The 14,805-nt window shown below is 68.2% G+C and carries 16 protein-coding genes and 3 pseudogenes; 7 read left to right on the top strand and 12 right to left on the bottom strand.

The window, feature by feature from the left end; genetic code table 11:
* Positions 1–45: 45 nt before the first annotated feature.
* The 6 genes and pseudogenes from A5696_RS09120 to A5696_RS09095 all read right to left on the bottom strand — a co-directional run bounded on the left by A5696_RS09120 (position 46) and on the right by A5696_RS09095 (position 4,324).
* The gene (locus tag A5696_RS09120) at positions 46–1,368 is read right to left on the bottom strand and encodes a cytochrome P450 (RefSeq protein ID WP_067876714.1); all 1,323 of its coding nucleotides are present in this window, start codon (positions 1,366–1,368) and stop codon (positions 46–48) included.
* A 54-nt stretch (positions 1,369–1,422) separates the two neighbouring features.
* Positions 1,423–1,842: a lipoprotein LpqH gene (locus A5696_RS09115; RefSeq protein ID WP_067876711.1), complete on the bottom strand. Its 420-nt coding sequence runs from the start codon at positions 1,840–1,842 to the stop codon at positions 1,423–1,425.
* Between the two features lie 13 nt (positions 1,843–1,855).
* Complete coding sequence (locus A5696_RS09110) at positions 1,856–2,689, bottom strand: SDR family oxidoreductase (RefSeq protein WP_067876708.1); 834 nt, start codon at positions 2,687–2,689, stop codon at positions 1,856–1,858.
* Positions 2,690–2,695: 6 nt separating this feature from the next.
* Positions 2,696–3,167 (bottom strand): annotated as a pseudogene (locus A5696_RS09105) (SRPBCC family protein).
* A gap of 36 nt (positions 3,168–3,203) precedes the next feature.
* Positions 3,204–3,629, bottom strand: a complete 426-nt coding sequence (gene rpfC, locus A5696_RS09100) for a resuscitation-promoting factor RpfC (protein WP_067876705.1) — start codon at positions 3,627–3,629, stop codon at positions 3,204–3,206.
* 131 nt (positions 3,630–3,760) lie between these two features.
* Positions 3,761–4,324 (bottom strand): annotated as a pseudogene (locus A5696_RS09095) (chorismate mutase).
* Positions 4,325–4,370: 46 nt separating this feature from the next.
* On the opposite strand from A5696_RS09095, the gene A5696_RS09090 reads away from it, so the two are divergent.
* Positions 4,371–4,994 carry a hypothetical protein gene (locus tag A5696_RS09090; RefSeq protein WP_231964270.1) on the top strand — a complete coding sequence of 208 codons (624 nt, stop codon included), beginning with the start codon at positions 4,371–4,373 and terminating at the stop codon, positions 4,992–4,994.
* A 61-nt stretch (positions 4,995–5,055) separates the two neighbouring features.
* On the opposite strand, the gene ag85B is transcribed toward A5696_RS09090, so the two are convergent.
* Positions 5,056–6,048: a diacylglycerol acyltransferase/mycolyltransferase Ag85B gene (gene ag85B / locus A5696_RS09085; protein WP_067876703.1), complete on the bottom strand. Its 993-nt coding sequence runs from the start codon at positions 6,046–6,048 to the stop codon at positions 5,056–5,058.
* 407 nt (positions 6,049–6,455) lie between these two features.
* On the opposite strand from ag85B, the gene A5696_RS09080 reads away from it, so the two are divergent.
* The gene (locus A5696_RS09080) at positions 6,456–7,580 is read left to right on the top strand and encodes a hypothetical protein (protein ID WP_067876701.1); all 1,125 of its coding nucleotides are present in this window, start codon (positions 6,456–6,458) and stop codon (positions 7,578–7,580) included.
* Positions 7,581–7,661: 81 nt separating this feature from the next.
* Here A5696_RS09080 and A5696_RS09075 read toward each other — a convergent pair whose 3' ends face one another.
* Genes A5696_RS09075 through A5696_RS09065 form a run of 3 tightly spaced genes read right to left on the bottom strand, consistent with a single transcriptional unit; the run spans position 7,662 to position 10,524 of the window.
* Entirely contained in the window at positions 7,662–8,207 is a 546-nt protein-coding gene (locus A5696_RS09075; protein WP_067876697.1) for a YceI family protein, read from the bottom strand.
* 13 nt (positions 8,208–8,220) lie between these two features.
* Entirely contained in the window at positions 8,221–9,234 is a 1,014-nt protein-coding gene (locus A5696_RS09070; protein ID WP_067876694.1) for an alcohol dehydrogenase, read from the bottom strand.
* 24 nt (positions 9,235–9,258) lie between these two features.
* Positions 9,259–10,524, bottom strand: coding sequence for a cytochrome P450 (locus A5696_RS09065; protein WP_067876691.1), 1,266 nt, complete (start codon positions 10,522–10,524; stop codon positions 9,259–9,261).
* A 307-nt stretch (positions 10,525–10,831) separates the two neighbouring features.
* Here A5696_RS09065 and A5696_RS09060 point away from each other — a divergent pair, with 307 nt between their 5' ends.
* The 4 genes from A5696_RS09060 to A5696_RS09045 all read left to right on the top strand — a co-directional run bounded on the left by A5696_RS09060 (position 10,832) and on the right by A5696_RS09045 (position 12,204).
* Positions 10,832–11,134 (top strand): hypothetical protein, encoded by a 303-nt coding sequence (locus A5696_RS09060; RefSeq protein WP_197516927.1) that lies wholly within the window; start codon positions 10,832–10,834, stop codon positions 11,132–11,134.
* A gap of 81 nt (positions 11,135–11,215) precedes the next feature.
* A complete protein-coding gene (locus A5696_RS09055; RefSeq protein ID WP_067876688.1) occupies positions 11,216–11,620 on the top strand; it encodes a hypothetical protein in 405 nt (134 codons plus the stop codon).
* An 11-nt stretch (positions 11,621–11,631) separates the two neighbouring features.
* Entirely contained in the window at positions 11,632–11,919 is a 288-nt protein-coding gene (locus A5696_RS09050; RefSeq protein WP_067876683.1) for a hypothetical protein, read from the top strand.
* Positions 11,920–11,976: 57 nt separating this feature from the next.
* A complete protein-coding gene (locus A5696_RS09045) occupies positions 11,977–12,204 on the top strand; it encodes a hypothetical protein (protein WP_067876680.1) in 228 nt (75 codons plus the stop codon).
* 3 nt (positions 12,205–12,207) lie between these two features.
* Here A5696_RS09045 and A5696_RS09040 read toward each other — a convergent pair whose 3' ends face one another.
* Together A5696_RS09040 and A5696_RS09035 are read right to left on the bottom strand one after the other, a co-directional pair.
* The gene (locus A5696_RS09040) at positions 12,208–13,338 is read right to left on the bottom strand and encodes a nitronate monooxygenase (RefSeq protein WP_067876677.1); all 1,131 of its coding nucleotides are present in this window, start codon (positions 13,336–13,338) and stop codon (positions 12,208–12,210) included.
* Between the two features lie 104 nt (positions 13,339–13,442).
* The gene (locus tag A5696_RS09035; RefSeq protein WP_067876674.1) at positions 13,443–13,904 is read right to left on the bottom strand and encodes a hypothetical protein; all 462 of its coding nucleotides are present in this window, start codon (positions 13,902–13,904) and stop codon (positions 13,443–13,445) included.
* Between the two features lie 165 nt (positions 13,905–14,069).
* Between A5696_RS09035 and A5696_RS09030 the strand changes: the two are divergent.
* Positions 14,070–14,762, top strand: a pseudogene (locus A5696_RS09030) (PE family protein); the annotation flags it as partial.
* Positions 14,763–14,805: the final 43 nt, after the last annotated feature.

The following is a 14,805-nucleotide window of genomic DNA, read 5'->3' as shown; positions in this document are numbered from 1 at the left end:
GGTGGCAACCCGCCGCGCCCGGCTGCGCCGCGCTTGCGGTCGCCGCTAAGCCTCGACCCGAGCCATCGACCGCGCCGGCCCCAGGGTCACCGGCAGCGTCGACCAACCCCGCAGCACCCGGGTCTCGCGCCTGCTTCCGCTGCCGGCCACCCGCGCCTGCGGAAAACGGTCGAAGAACGTTCGCAGCCCGACTTCTCCCTCCGCGCGCGCCAGCGCGGCCCCGAGGCAGAAGTGACGGCCGCCGGAGAACGCGAGATGCCTTCCCGCGTTTGACCTTTCGATGTCGAAGCGGTGCGGGTCGGGAAAGACCGACGGATCCCGGTTGGCCGCGGCCAGGTAGATCACCACCAGATCGCCGCCCGCGACCCGCATGCCCGCCACCTCGACATCCCGGAGCGCGACGCGAGCGGTGAGCTGCACCGGCGACTCGAGCCGCAGGATCTCCTCAACGGCGTTGGGCCACAGTTCGGGACGTCGGCGCAGGGTGTCGAGATGCTCGGGCGCGTCCAGCAGCATCCGGATCCCGTTGCCCAGCAGGTTCACCGTGGTCTCGAACCCGGCGGCCAACACCAGGCCGGCGATCCCCTGCAGTTCGGCCCGGTCGAGACGCGTTTCGGGAGAACCCCTTTCGGCCGTCCGGATCAACTGGCTCATCAGGTCGTCGCCCGGCGCACGCCGCAACGCATCGAGGTGGTTGGCGAGCCAGGCGTTGAACCCGGCGATGCCCTTCTGCACCGTTTGGTACTGCCACCACGGCAATCCGATGTCCAAACTCGGCGCGGCGAGCTCGCCGAACTCCAGCACGCGCGAGCGGTCCCGTTCGGGCACGCCCAGGATGTCGCTGATGATCGCCACCGGAAGCTGCGAGCAGTACCGTCCGACGACGTCGACGACGCCGGATCCGCCCTCCAGCTGGTCCAGGAGTTTCGTCGCGGTCTGCTCGACGCCGTCACGCAGCGCCGCGACCGCCCTGGGCGTGAACACGGCCGACACCGTCTTGCGATATCGGGTGTGGTCCGGCGGTTCGACCGCCAGCAGCGACGGCGCCCGCAACGGGTGCAACAGGCGGTCGCTGGTGCGGCGTTCCAGCCAGCGCAGGGGCGCCGGCAGGTTCGAGCCCATGTTCACCACGCGGAAGTCGTCGCATCGCAGCAACTCGTGCGCCAGGGCGTGGTCGGTCGTGAGGTAGTTGACGCGGCCCTTCACCAGCGGGCCCAGGGCGCGCATCTGCTCGTAGAACGGCGCCGGATTCCTGGCCACCGTCGGGTCGGCGATCAACCGCGCCTGCGGGTCGCCCCGCCGCACACCGATCGCGGCGACACCCCGCACGAAGCCATGCATCGCAAACCAGTGCAATCTGTCCTTCACCGGTCCTCCCTCACCGTGGTCTTCGACCAGCCTAGGCCGCAACCCTCGGAGGGCTCAGCACTCGGCCGTGATCTTGAAGTCCGTGGTCACCGTTTTGTCGGGATTGCTGCTGCTGATTCCGTAGGCGCTGCCGGTGATGGTGTAGGCCCTGTTGGTGACGTCGGCGTGCGCATCTCCCACCCCGCCCAGCCAGTAGCTGCCGGTGAACCCGTCGACGTTGCGGATCTTGACCCACTGCGGGATGACGCGGTAGCCGCTGAGCACGACGACCGCTTCGACGTGGCCGTTCTCGTCGCCGATGTCGATGGTGCGATACGACTGGATCTGGCTGCACGCCGCCGGCCGCGCCGTGCGGGTGGTGCCGTCGATGGTGACACGGGCCGCCTTGCGGGGCATCGTCTGCGCCTGCCCGCATCCCGCGACGCCGGCGGCGGCGATCAGGATGAAAACAGCTGCGAGCCAACGGTTTTGCATCAGGCGATCTCCTTCACTGCCGCTTGGGCATCAGCGCCGGCAGGGACTTGGCGATGCGGCCCCGCACGAACTCCGGGCTCAGCCCCTTCAGCAGGTCGATGAGCCGAATGCTTTTGGGCACGTACCAGTGCAATCGCTTCGGGTCGTGGTAGGCCTGCCACGCCGCCTCCGCAACGCTGCTCGCCGGCATCAGGCGCATCATGCCCTTCTTGGGTGCCCGCGCGCGAAGTTCCTCGCCGGACACCGCCCCACCGCCGTCGTCGGAGTGGTTCGTGGTGGTGGTGAGGATCGCCGTGTCGATCAGACCCGGCAGCACGTCGGCGACCCGCACGCCGTGTCGCTGCCACTCCACGCTCAGCGCCTCGGTCAGCCCCTTGACCGCGTGCTTGGTCGACGAGTAGACCGCGATGCGCGGCATGCCGTAGGTGCCCGAGGACGAAGACGTCGAGAACATCAGGCTGCCCGGCCTCTTCTTCAGGTAGGGCAGCGAGGCGTAGGCGCCCGTGAGCACCGCCTTGAAGTTGACCTCGACCACGCGCATCGCGGCGTCGTAGGGCACGTCCTCGAACCAGCCCGATTCGCCGATGCCGGCGTTGTTCCACATCATGTCGAGCCCGCCACCGGCGTTGCCCGCGCAGAAGTCGGCCAGGGCGCCGTCCAGGGCGGCCTTGTCCGTCACGTCGACCGCGCGCGTCCACAGCCGATCTTCACCCAACTCCGCGCCCAGCGTCGCCAGGCCGTCTTCGTTGCGGTCCACCGCGCCGACCCGCCAGCCCTTGGCGTGGAAGAGCTTCGCACCCTCGCGGCCCATGCCGCTGCCCGCGCCCGTGATGAAGACCGATTGCACGACGCGTCAGCCCGCCTCGACCACGTCTTTGATGCGGTTCAGGGTTTTGGTCATGTCACGGACGTTGCGTCGCCTGCGCAGGAATCCGCCCAACAACCAGTAGAGGCCGAGCCAGGGCGCGGGTGAGCCGGAAGGACTCCGTCACGTCGGTGCCGCCGCCGCTGGGCGCCAACCGGTAGTGCCAGTTGTTGACCGGCCTGTCGCCCAGCATCACCGCGAACCCGAATTCGCGGCCGGGCTCGCACGCGGTCACCTCGCACGTCGTCCAGTACACCGGTCCCAACTCGTTTCGCCGGACGTGCCCGCGAAATTTCGCGCCGAGCGCGGGGCCGGTCGCGCCGCCCACCCACTCGGCCTCGAAGACTTCGGGGGAGAACCGTCCGGTGTTGCGAACGTCCGCGATGAGATCCCAGATTTTGTCCGCCGGCGCGGCCATGTGAACAGTCGCCGAACCTTCCATGGCCTGATCCAAACACAGCTTGGCGCCGGGTCAAAAGAGCGCGGCCCGAACCGATCAGTGCGGCACCGCCGCCTGAATCAGGCCGTTGATGATCTGCTTGATGCCCTGTGCGGGGTGCGAATACCACGCGATGGGAAGGCCCGAGGCGCTGCCGCATTTCGGCCACGGCTCCAGCCCGTCCTGGGAGAAGACCCGGTTGGCCACGGCGATCTGTTGCTCCCTGGACGCGGCCGCCGGGTTACCGACACCGCCGTACTGGGTCCAGGTACCCGGCTTGAATTGCAGCCCACCGTATTCGCCGTTGCCGGTGTTGGCCTGCCAGTTGCCACCGGACTCGCATTGCGCGATCGCGTCCCAGTTGGGGGTCGTGGGGACGGCGTTGGGGACGGCGTTGGCCACACCGGTGGAGGAAGTCAGCGACGCTGCAACCAACCCACCGACCATCGCGGACTTGACGAGAGGCTTGCAGAGTTTTCTCATGCCAGGCATTTCGCGGGGCGTGTCCAAAGCGTTACCGATTCGAAAATGTCGCGAGATAGGCCCTCTAGCAGCGAAATCGGCTCCGTGAGCAGCGGATTTGCAGCTTTAGAAAACGGTGAGAATTAAATAAGTCAGCCCTGGCAATACGACTGAGTCGCCAGCGAAAGCGCTTGTTGATAAAGGTCATCCAGGCCTCGGGCGCGTATCACGTGGCCCCTGGCGGCGTCGATTTCCGGGCCGCAGTCCGGCGAGCGCAACAGGTCCCGGTGCGCCACGATCTGGGCCAGCATCGTCCGGTTGAAGCCGTCGATGGCCGACCGCGACGCCGACAGGTCCGGCGCGGCGGTCGGCGCGCCGGCCGGATGCAGCTTTCATCCCGCGAACCGGCTGTATTCGATTGCCTCCGTGGCGTTGATCTGATCGCCGAACACCCGGGCGACGTACTCGGGGTCGACGCGGGCGGCTTCGGCCTCGGCGCGCTCCTGCGCGCGCTCCTCCCGGACGCGGTCCGGGTCCTCGATGGCGCCGTGCGTATTCCACTTGAACGCCGCCACCGGCTCGGCGATCTGTAGCCGTTGTGCGGCCGTGTCGACCAGCTCGGTCAGCGCGCCGGTGGGATCGGCCCGCGCAGGCGTCGCGAGCAGGATCGCCGCCACCACACAGCCGACCAGGCCGACAGCGCAACGCATGACCATGATTCTGACCCGACGCCCCCGTTGTGCGGGGTTAGCCTGGCCGCTGATGCCACTGATGTCCTCGGCCGCCGAGAACCGCCGCCCCCGTGAGGATGGGGACAAACGCGTCGAATGGTTGCGTTCGGCGCAGGTTCGCGCGCTGATCGGCGCCGCGCTGACGGCCTCGCTACTGCTCGGGGGAGCTTTCCTGGCGGTGGACCGGCTGCACACGACCCCCTCCGACGTCCTGGACCATCCCGCCCAGCCGGTCAGCGACGACCAGTCCCGGGCTCAGGTGGTCGAGTCGGCCCAACAGATCGTGGCGCTGACCGGACTGCAGACGGCGTCGGCGGGCTACACGCTGATGTCGTGCAAAGACCGGGACGACCCGCCGTATCAGGGCGCGATCTATCTGACCTTCGCGCTGCCCGCCGCCGCCCGGCCCGACGCCTACTTCCCGAAGATCGCGGCCACACTGGCCGACCACGGTTGGGCCCACGGCCTGCCGCCGAACGATCATCCGTTCGCCGAGTCCCTCACCAAGGACGAGGTCACGATGATCGTCTATCTGCAGAGCGAAGAGCCGAGCCTCGGCGTCCTGCGCGTCTACGGCCAGTGCCGGAACATGAACGACCACCGCAGCGACTCCACGGCGTGGGCCGACGTCACCGACCGGCTCAGGGCCCCTTGACGCGCTGCTGCGCCCGACGTGGTCGTCGGGCGCAGCAGCGACCTCAGGTTGGGGCGGGTGGTTATCCGCCGCCGCCGGGAGTGGCGCCCAGGCTGCCCTGCAGGTCGGGCTTCATGGCGTTGAGCTGCGCTCCCCAGTACTCCCAGCTGTGGGTTCCGTTGGCGTCGAAGTTGAACACGGCGTTGTGGCCGCCGGCCGCGTTGTACGCGTCGCGGAACTTCAGGTTGCTGCTGCGCACGAAGTTCTCCAGGAACTCGGCGGGCATGTTGGCCCCGCCCAGCTCCGACGGCGTGCCGTTGCCGCAGTAGATCCACAGGCGGGTGTTGTTGCCGACCAGCTTGGGGATCTGAATCGTCGGGTCGTTGCGCTGCCAGGCGGGGTCGCTCGACGGACCCCACATTGCGTCCGGCTTGTAGCCGCCGGCGTCACCCATGGCGAGACCGATCAGGCTGGGCCCCATCCCCGAGGACGGGTCCATCAGGGCCGACAGCGAGCCCGCGTAGACGAACTGTCCGGGGTGGTAGGCGGCCAGGATCAGCGCCGACGAGCCGGACATGGAGATGCCGACCGCGGCACTGCCGTTGGGCTTGACGCTGCGGTTGGCGTTCAGCCATTGCGGCAGCTCGCTGGTGAGGAAGGTCTCCCACTTGTAGGTCGAGCACCCGGCCTTACCGCACGCCGGACCGTACCAGTCGGCGTAGAAGCTGGACTGCCCGCCGACCGGCATGATGATGGAGAGGCCCGACTTGTAGTACCACTCGAACGCCGGGGTGTTGATGTCCCAGCCGTTGTAGTCGTCCTGCGCACGCAGCCCGTCCAGCAGGTACACCGCCGGGGAGCCGTTGCCGCCGCTTTGGAACTGGACCTTGATGTTGCGGCCCATCGCCCCGGACGGCACCTGTAGGTACTCGACCGGCAAACCCGGGCGCGAGAACGCCCCCGCGGTCGGCGCGCCGCCGGCAAGACCGATCAGGCCCGGCAGGGTGACAGCCGCAGCTGCTCCGACCAAAAGCCGGCGCCCCCAGGCCCGGATCTTCTCGCTCACGTCTGTCATACCAGCCCCTTGTCCTTATGTGATGGCGGTCTCAGCTGGAATTTACCGGGTAATTCGGCGAAATGTCGATTGGGACGCGGTGGTGTCTCGCTTTCATATCGGTTTCCGACCGAATTTCGCATTGTGGCCAACGGGGTGGACGACGCAAGCGCGGGAGCGGGCACGGCCTCGCGCCGGCCCCTCGTGGTGCCACACCGGGCCGCTTCCGGGCGCGTGGCCTGCGCGTTCAACGTGGATTCAATACCGGGGCAGCCGAACTTGCGCGGAACGCGTAGGCTCTGACGAAGCAAGCCGATGGAGACCACACATTCCGGTCCGTTCCGGCCCTCACGAACTGCCGTGCCAGCGAGCTTTTGGTGCGCAAACGCGGGTGAGGGCGACGGAGGTCCGGGCCGAGAGGTGCAAGTTTGGACACGGTACTGGGGCTATCGCTGACGCCGACGACCCTCGGTTGGGTTCTCGCCGAGGGACACCGGGCAGACGGCACGATCCTCGACCACCGGGAATTGGTTCTGCGGGCCGGTCGTGGGGTGCGCGCCCTGGGCACCGCCGAACTGGTGGCAGACGAGGTACTGCGGGTCGACGAGTCGGCAGCCGCGAGCGAGCGTCGGGTCCGTGTCATCGGGCTGACCTGGAGCGACGATGCGTCCGCTCAGGCGGCACTGGTGCTCGAGGCGCTGACCGACGCCGGCCTGGACAACGTCGTGCCGGTCCGGTTGCTCGAGGCTGTCGAGACCCTCGCGCGCGCGATCGCGCCGGTCATCGGTTACGAGCAGACGGCCGTCTGCATCGTCGAGCACGAGTCCGCGACGGTCGTCATGGTCGACACCCACGACGGCGAGACGCAAACCGCCGTCAAGCACGTGCGCGGCGGCTTCGACGGGCTGACGTCGTGGCTGGGCGGCATGTTCGACCGACCGAGTGGCTGGCGCCCCGGCGGAGTGGTGATCGTCGGCGCGGACGCCGACATCAACGGGTTCTCCTGGCAGCTCGAAAAGGCTTTGCCCGTACCGGTTTTCGCTCAGACGATGGCCCAGGTGACCATCGCGCGGGGCGCGGCGCTGGCCGCGGCCGACAGCACCGAGTTCACCGACGAACAGCTGGTCGTGGCACACGTCGGCGAGCCCTCCGCCGCCCCCGCGGCCCGGCCCCGGCGGTTGTCCTACACCGGCGCCGCGACGGCCTTGGCCGCCGGCGCAATCACTTTCGTGTCCTCGCTGTCGCTGGCGTTGGGCATTCAGCTCGCCCCGACCAGCGAGTCGGCGCCGGCGAAACGCGTCGTACACGCGCCGCCCCCGCAGATCGCCGAGGCCGTCGCGCCGTCCGTCGCGCCACCCCCGGAGGCGAATCCGCTCGCGCCGCAGCCCAAGGCGCCCGCGGGCGAGCCCGTCCCCGAGTCGGTCGGCCAGGGGCGGCAGGAGAACGCGCCGGCCGATCCGCAGCCGGACGCGAGCGCCCGCCAGCCCTACTTGACCCGGGTGCTCGATCACATCCCCGGCGACGCCGGTGATCCGGCGCCGCCCCAGCCTTAAGGCATTTCACTCCGCGACACATAACCAGTCGAGAAGAAACGCCGCGCGCGAATCGCAACGGCTCATGTCTCGGCGCAGCGCTCAGGCCTTGGGGTGCACCGCGGTGAAGGACACCGACACCTCGTCGGCCACCTTCACCGAACCCATCAGCAGCGAGTAGGGCTTGACGCCGTAATCAGTTTGCCGAACGGTGGATTCGACCGACATTCGCCACGCGTCGCCGAGATCCTCTGTGCGCATCTCGATGACGTGCTTTCGCGATGTGCCGTGGACGTGCAGCTTTCCGGTCAGGCGATAGCCGTCGTCAGTCCTGTCGATGGCGTCCGCCGCGAAGCGGATCTCGGGATAGCGGTTGGCGTCCAACGACTTCAGCGCGTTCGACTTCACCAACATCTTCTCCGGCCCGGACAGGCCTTTGACCCCACCCTCGCCGCGCAGCACCTCGAACGAATCGACCTCGACCGTCAGTTCCGCGGTAACCGGCTCCGCGCCGGCCCACGCCACGGTGGCCTCCCAGCGCGTCATCGCGACGGTGAGCCGATGGCCCATCCGCGCCGCCCGGCCGGTGACGCCGGTGCGGATCAACAATTCACCGTCAGCCGGGGTGAGGGTCCAGAGGTCGGTCACAGACCGACTGTAGTCACATCGTCAAAACGGTGCGGTAGTGCGCTCTGCCCTGCTCCAGCGCCGCGTAGCCCTCGGCGGCCCGCGACAGCGGCAACTCCTCGACCCACGCCCGGACACCGGACAGGACCGCGAAATGCATGGTGTCCTCGACGTCCTTGGCCGTGCCGGAGGGGTGGCCCACGATGCTGAGCCCCGGCGTGATCAGCTGAACGGGACTGATGGGCAGCGGGTCCGGGGTCACCCCGATGGTCACCAGCTCGCCTTGCGGCGCCAGCCCGCCGACCGTGTCGGCCATGGCCTGGGAGTTGCCGGCGGTGCCCAGGACGACCGTCGCCCCGCCCAGTGCCTGCAGCGCCTCGGCGACGTCACGGCCGGTGGAGTCGATGTAGTGATGGGCGCCCAATTTCTTTGCGTCCTCGGCCTTACCGGTGCCGCGCGCGATCGCGATGGTTTCGAACCCCATCGCGCGGGCGAACTGCACGCCGAGGTGGCCGAGCCCGCCGACGCCGAGGATCGCCACCCGGTCACCGGGCAACGCCTTGGTGTGGCGTAGCGCGTTGTAGGTCGTGACGCCGGCGCAACCCATGGGGGCGGCTTCCGCGTCGGTGAGCTCCGACGGGATCCGGGCCAGCGCGTTGGCCGGCACGGTCACCGATTCCGCGTAGCCGCCGGGGTAGTGCCAGCTCGGCACCTTGCCGTTGACGCAGTGGATGAAAATGCCCTTGCGGCACGGGTCGCAGTGGTAGCAGCAGCCGCCGAACCAGCCGACCGCGACGCGATCGCCCACCGCGAAATCGTCGACCCCCTCGCCGAGTTCGGCGACGGTTCCGGCGATTTCGTGTCCCGGGGTCAGCGGCCACGACATGTTCGGGAAGCCGCCGTGCACGAAGGCGCGGTCGGTTCCGCACACGCCGCAGGCGGTGACGGCTATCCGCACTTCGTCGCGCCCCGGCGCCCGAGTGTCTGCTTCGGCAAGCTCCAGCGGCCCGCCCACGGACTGAATTTGGACGGCTCGATGTGTCGGCATCCGCTTAGCCTAGTGCGCGACAGGTCATTTCGTCGCGTCGGCGGTGTGGTAGTCGACCTGCCAGTGCTTGATCCCGTTGAGCCAGCCCGACCGCAGCCGTTCGGGCTTTCCGATCGACTCCAGGTTGGGGATGCCGTCGGCGATCGCGTTGAACATCAGGTCGATCGTCATCCGCGCCAGGTTTGCCCCGATGCAGTAATGCGCACCCGTGCCGCCGAATCCCACGTGCGGGTTGGGGTCCCGCAGGATGTTGAAGGTGAACGGGTCGTCGAACACTTCCTCGTCGAAATTGGCGGAGCGGTAGACCATCACCACCCGCTGCCCCTTCTTGATCTGCACGCCGGAAAGTTCGTAGTCCTCCAGCGCGGTGCGCTGGAACGAGGTGACCGGGGTGGCCCACCGGACGATCTCGTCGGCCGCGGTGGCGGGACGCTCCTTCTTGAACAGCTCCCACTGATCGGGAAAGTCGGTGAAGGCCATCATGCCCTGGGTGATGGAGTTACGGGTGGTCTCGTTGCCGGCCACCGCCAGCAGGATGACGAAGAAGCCGAACTCGTCATCGGACAGCTTGTGGCCGTCGATGTCGGCCTGGACCAGCTTGGTGACGAGGTCTTCCCCCGGGTTCTTCGCCCGGTCGGCGGCCATCTGCATGCCGTACATGATCAGTTCGACGGAGGCGGTGATGGCGTCGTTGTTGGCGAATTCGGGGTCCTGGTCGCCGACCATCTCGTTGGACCAGTGGAAGAGCTTCTTGCGCTCCTCCTGTGGCACACCCATCAGGCCGGCGATCGCCTGCAGCGGCAGCTCGCAGGAGACCTGCTCCACGAAGTCGCCGCGACCCTGGGCGGCCGCTTCCTCGACGATGCGCCGGGCGCGCTCGGCGAGGTCACCACGGAGGCGCTCGATGGCGCGGGGAGTGAAGGCGCGCGAGATGATCTTGCGCAACCGGGTGTGCTGGGGGGCATCCATGTTGAGCAGGACGAACTTGCCGCGTTCGACTTGCTCGCCGACCGTGCCGTCCTTGTAGCGCGGCAGCGCGGTCTTCTGCAGGCTGGAGAAGACGTCGCTGCGCAGCGAAATTTCTTTGACGTCCTTGTGCTTGGTGACCACCCAGAAGCCGCCGTCGTCGAATCCGCCCGCCCCCAGCGGCTGCTCGTTCCACCAGATCGGCGCGGTGCGACGCAGCTCGGCCAGCTCTTCCACCGGCAACCGCTCGGCGTGGACGTCCGGGTCGGTGAAATCGAATCCGGGCGGCAGATTGGGCTTGGCCGTCGGCTCTGCGGTTGACATGGCGCACTCCTCGATACGAATTCGTCTAGGCGTCCTTGTGCTAAGGAAACCATTGCTGCACCACGGTTGGGAAGGTTCGCGGCAAGATAGACGGCCCGAATTGCAACGTGTTCAGTGCCGATGAGTTTCAGGGCAGCCATCCGGTCCGTATGGGCATGCGCATTGTTCTGAGCGACTTCATGAGCCTGGATGGCGTCGTCCAGGCCCCGGGCGGCCAGGGTGAGGACACCGACGCAGGATTGCCCACGGGGGCTGGTCCATACCGTACTTCGAACCGGAAACCATGGGACCGGCCGTCGCTGAAACGATGGCCGACACCGAGGCGTTGCTGTTCGGCCGCCGCACCTGGGCCGGCATGGCCGCGGTCTGGCCAACGCTCGCAGGCGATCCGTTCGCCGACCGGATGAACGAGATCCCCGAGTACGTCGCTTCGCGCACGCTCGGCCGGGACGACTTGAGCTGGCCCGGCTCGATGCTGCTGCCGCCCGACGACGCGATCGGCGCGATACGCGAGCTGCGCGCCCGGGACGGCCGGGCCCGCGCGCTGGAGCTGGTGTCGGCGACGACGACGGGCACCGGCGTGCTGATCTGTACGTACCGGCGCCGTTGACCGTCCCGGCAAACCACCTTGTGGCCAGCGGCGCAATCGATATGCTTTGATGCAGGTCACAGGCGACAAGCGGGGTGGAACATGATTCGGCAACTGCTCAGCGCCGCTTCCGTAGCGGGCATCACGATCGGCGTGGCGCCGTGTGCGGCAGCCGATCCGCAGTACAACGGCGACGTGCCCAACATGAATTACCAGGCCTCCCTGGGCGCGCCGTGCGACAACTACGAGCGCTTCATCTTCGGGCGCGGGCCCAGCGGCCAGGCCGAGGCCTGCCACTTCCCGCCGCCCAACCAGTTCCCCGCGGCCACCACCGGCTACTGGGTCATCTCCTATCCGCTCTACGGCGTACAGCAGGCCGGCGCGAAGTGCCCGGGCCCGCAGGCGGCCGCGCAGTCGGATCGCGGGCTGCCCATGCTGTGCCTGGGCGACCAGGGCTGGCAAGAGGGCTGGTTCACCGGGGCGGGGTTCTTCCCTCCCTCTTCGTGAGGGGACGGTCGATGAGCGCCACCCGGCCCGCCGCCCCGATCCCACGCTGGCTGCGCTTCGTCCTGGCGTCCGATCGGGCCGGCTCGGCGTGGTACATCGGGGCCGGCTTCTTCTTCGCGCCGGTGCTTGCGGTGCTGTCGCCGTGGCCGGCCGTCACCGCCGCGCTGTGGGGTGTCATCGGGCTGGCCGGGCTGTGGCTGGGCCTGCTCGGCATCGCGATGGCCATCGGACTGGCGCGGGTATTGCGCTCCGGTGCCGAGATTCCCGAGGACTACTGGCGCACCCTGGTCAACTACTGACATCCAGACCCCACGTCTAGAGTCGGGTCAAAGGCGTTGCAACGAAAGGGGACTCCGATGGGCTTCAATCCCAGGGATGCGGTCGACGCGGTCAAGGACATCGCGACGAATGCCGTGGACAAGGCTTCGGACATCGTCGAACACGCCGGCGACATCATCCGGGGTGACGTCGCCGGCGGTGCCAGCGGCATCGTCCAGAACTCGATCGACATCGGCACCTATGCGGTGGACCGCACCAAGGAAATCTTCACCGGGCGCGAGGACGTGGACGAAGTCGACGAGTAGTCGTCAGACCGTGGCGGCCTCGTTCAGTTCGTCCAGCCGGTTGGTCGCTTCGAGGTACTCCTGCACCCACCGCTCGATGACGGTCGCCGTCTTCTCCACCTTGGTGAATTGCCCGACCACCTGACCGACCGGGTTGAACGCGACGTCGACGGTTTCGTTCGGGTAACGGTTGGTGGCGCGCACCGCCATGCCGGAAACCATGTACTGCAACGGCATACCGAGCGGCTTGGGGTTGTCCGGCTGCTCCCACGCCTCGGTCCAGTCGTTGCGCAGCATCCGGGCCGGCTTGCCGGTGAACGACCGACTCCGGACGGTGTCACGGCTGCTCGCCTTGGCGTACGCCTGTTGCTGAACCGGGGTGTTCGAGGCTTCCTCGACCATCAGCCATTGGGAGCCGGTCCACGCTCCCTGGGCGCCCAGCGCCAGCGCCGCCGCGATCTGCTGACCGCTGCCGATGCCGCCGGCCGCCAGCACCGGCACCGGCGCGACCTCCTTGACGACCTGCGGCCACAAGACAATTGAGCCCACCTCGCCGCAGTGGCCGCCGGCCTCGCCGCCCTGCGCGATGATGATGTCAACCCCGGCGTCGGCGTGCTTGCGGGCCTGCGAGGGCGAACCGCACAGCGCGGCCACCTTGCGACCGGTTTCGTGGATGTGCTTGATCATGTCGGCCGGGGGAGTGCCGAGCGCGTTGGCGATCATCCGCACCTTCGGGTGCTTCAGCGCCATCTCGACCTGCGGGGTGGCGGTCGCCTCCGTCCAGCCCAGCAACTGCAGGGTGTCCTCGTCCGCGTTCTCCACGGGTACACCGTGGTCCGCCAGGATTTTCTTGGCGAAGTCCAAGTGCTCCTGCGGGACCATCTTGCGCAGCGTGTCGGCCAACTCCTCCGCGGACAGGTGGGAGTCCATGCCCTCGTACTTGTTGGGGATCACGATGTCGACGCCGTAGGGGTGGTCGCCGATGTTCTCGTCGATCCAGTTGAGCTCGATCTCCAGCTGCTCGGGCGTGAAGCCCACGGCGCCGAGCACGCCGAAACCACCGGCCTTGCTGACAGCGACCACGACATCGCGGCAGTGGGTGAAGGCGAAGATCGGGAACTCGATGCCAAGCTCGTCGCAAATCGCGGTGTGCATGCCTACTCCTGGGGCGCTCGCCGAACTGAAACGTGTTCTAGTTTAGTACGGCACTCGTTGACGTGGAAAGCCGCCCCGCACCAGCGCGTCGGCACTACAGGGTGTCAGCTCGACGCGCGCGCTATCCATACGAAGAGGAACGCCAGCATTCCCGCGAAGCAGACCAGATGATCGCGGCAGATGGCTCGCGCCAGACGGCTTTGTTCGGCCCGTTCGTCCGCGCGATGCCCGAGCCGAACGGCGCTCGGGACCGTGTGCGTCAGGGCAAGGACCATCGGCACCCCGGCGAGCGCCGCCGATATCGCCGGCACCCATGCCGGGTCGTGACCCCGAGCGGCCTGAAACCCCAACGCCGCCAACAAGATCAGCATGACGAGGGCGATGAGGTGGCTCATCGGTCGCGACGCGGTCGTCGCGCGATGGTAGTAAGCCGCGATGGAGGCGAGCACCGGCTCGGGCAATTCCTCACGCGCGCTTCGGTATTTGACGACCTGGACGTCGAAGATCAGATCCATCCACAAGACGGCGAGCAGGAAGCCGCTGCATGCCGTGAGCAACGGGGCCACGACGCTCGTTACCTCCGGTTCGCCTGGGCGCCACCAACGGGTCGACAATATGTTTCCCCGTTTAGCCGCTGCTGGGAAACAGCTTTGAATTATTAGAAACGTGTCGAATTTAGCCGGCGAGGATAACTACCATCCTCTCGGGGCGGGCTACCTGGAGGTTGTCGGATGTCGTTTTTGGTTGCAGTGCCGGACGCAGTGGCCACCGCCGCGGAGAACGTGGCGGGCATCGCTTCATCGTTGAGCTCCGCCAACTCGGCAGCGGCCATCCCGACCACCGGTCTGCTGGCTGCGGCCGATGACGAGGTGTCGACGGCGATCGCTTCTCTGTTCGCCCGCCACGGCGCGCAATACCAGGCGCTCAGTGCTCAGGCGGCGGCGTTCCACGCGCAGTTCGTGCAGGCATTGAGCAACGCGGCCGGCAGCTACGCGACCGCGGAGGCCGCGAACGCGTCGCCGTTGCAGACCCTGGAGCAAGACGTGCTGGGGATCGTCAATGCGCCGACCAACACCCTGTTGGGACGCCCGCTGATCGGCCCCGGCAGCGACGGCGCTGCGGGGACCGGGCAGAACGGCGGTCCGGGCGGAATCTTGTGGGGCCGCGGCGGCAACGGCGGCTCGGGTGCGGCCGGCCAGGCCGGCGGCGCCGGCGGGGCGGCCGGCCTCATCGGCGTCGGCGGCGTCGGTGGGACCGGGGGCGCCGGCGCAGCGGGAGGCCACGGCGGCACCGGTGGCTGGTTGTGGGGCAGTGGCGGGTCCGGCGGGGCCGGCGGGACCGGCGGCGGTGCCGGCGGAGCCGGCGGCAACGCCCTGCTGATCGGCTCCGGCGGTGTTGGCGGCGGCGGTGCATCGGCCGGGGTCTCGGCCTGATCGGCGGCGGTTACGGCGACAAGGACTGGCTGGA

The sequence above is a fragment of the Mycobacterium sp. E2699 genome, from assembly GCF_001666745.1.
In the GTDB taxonomy this organism is placed as follows: domain Bacteria; phylum Actinomycetota; class Actinomycetes; order Mycobacteriales; family Mycobacteriaceae; genus Mycobacterium.
Note: the sequence above shows the minus strand (reverse complement) of the source record. Positions and strands in the feature narration are given on the sequence as shown.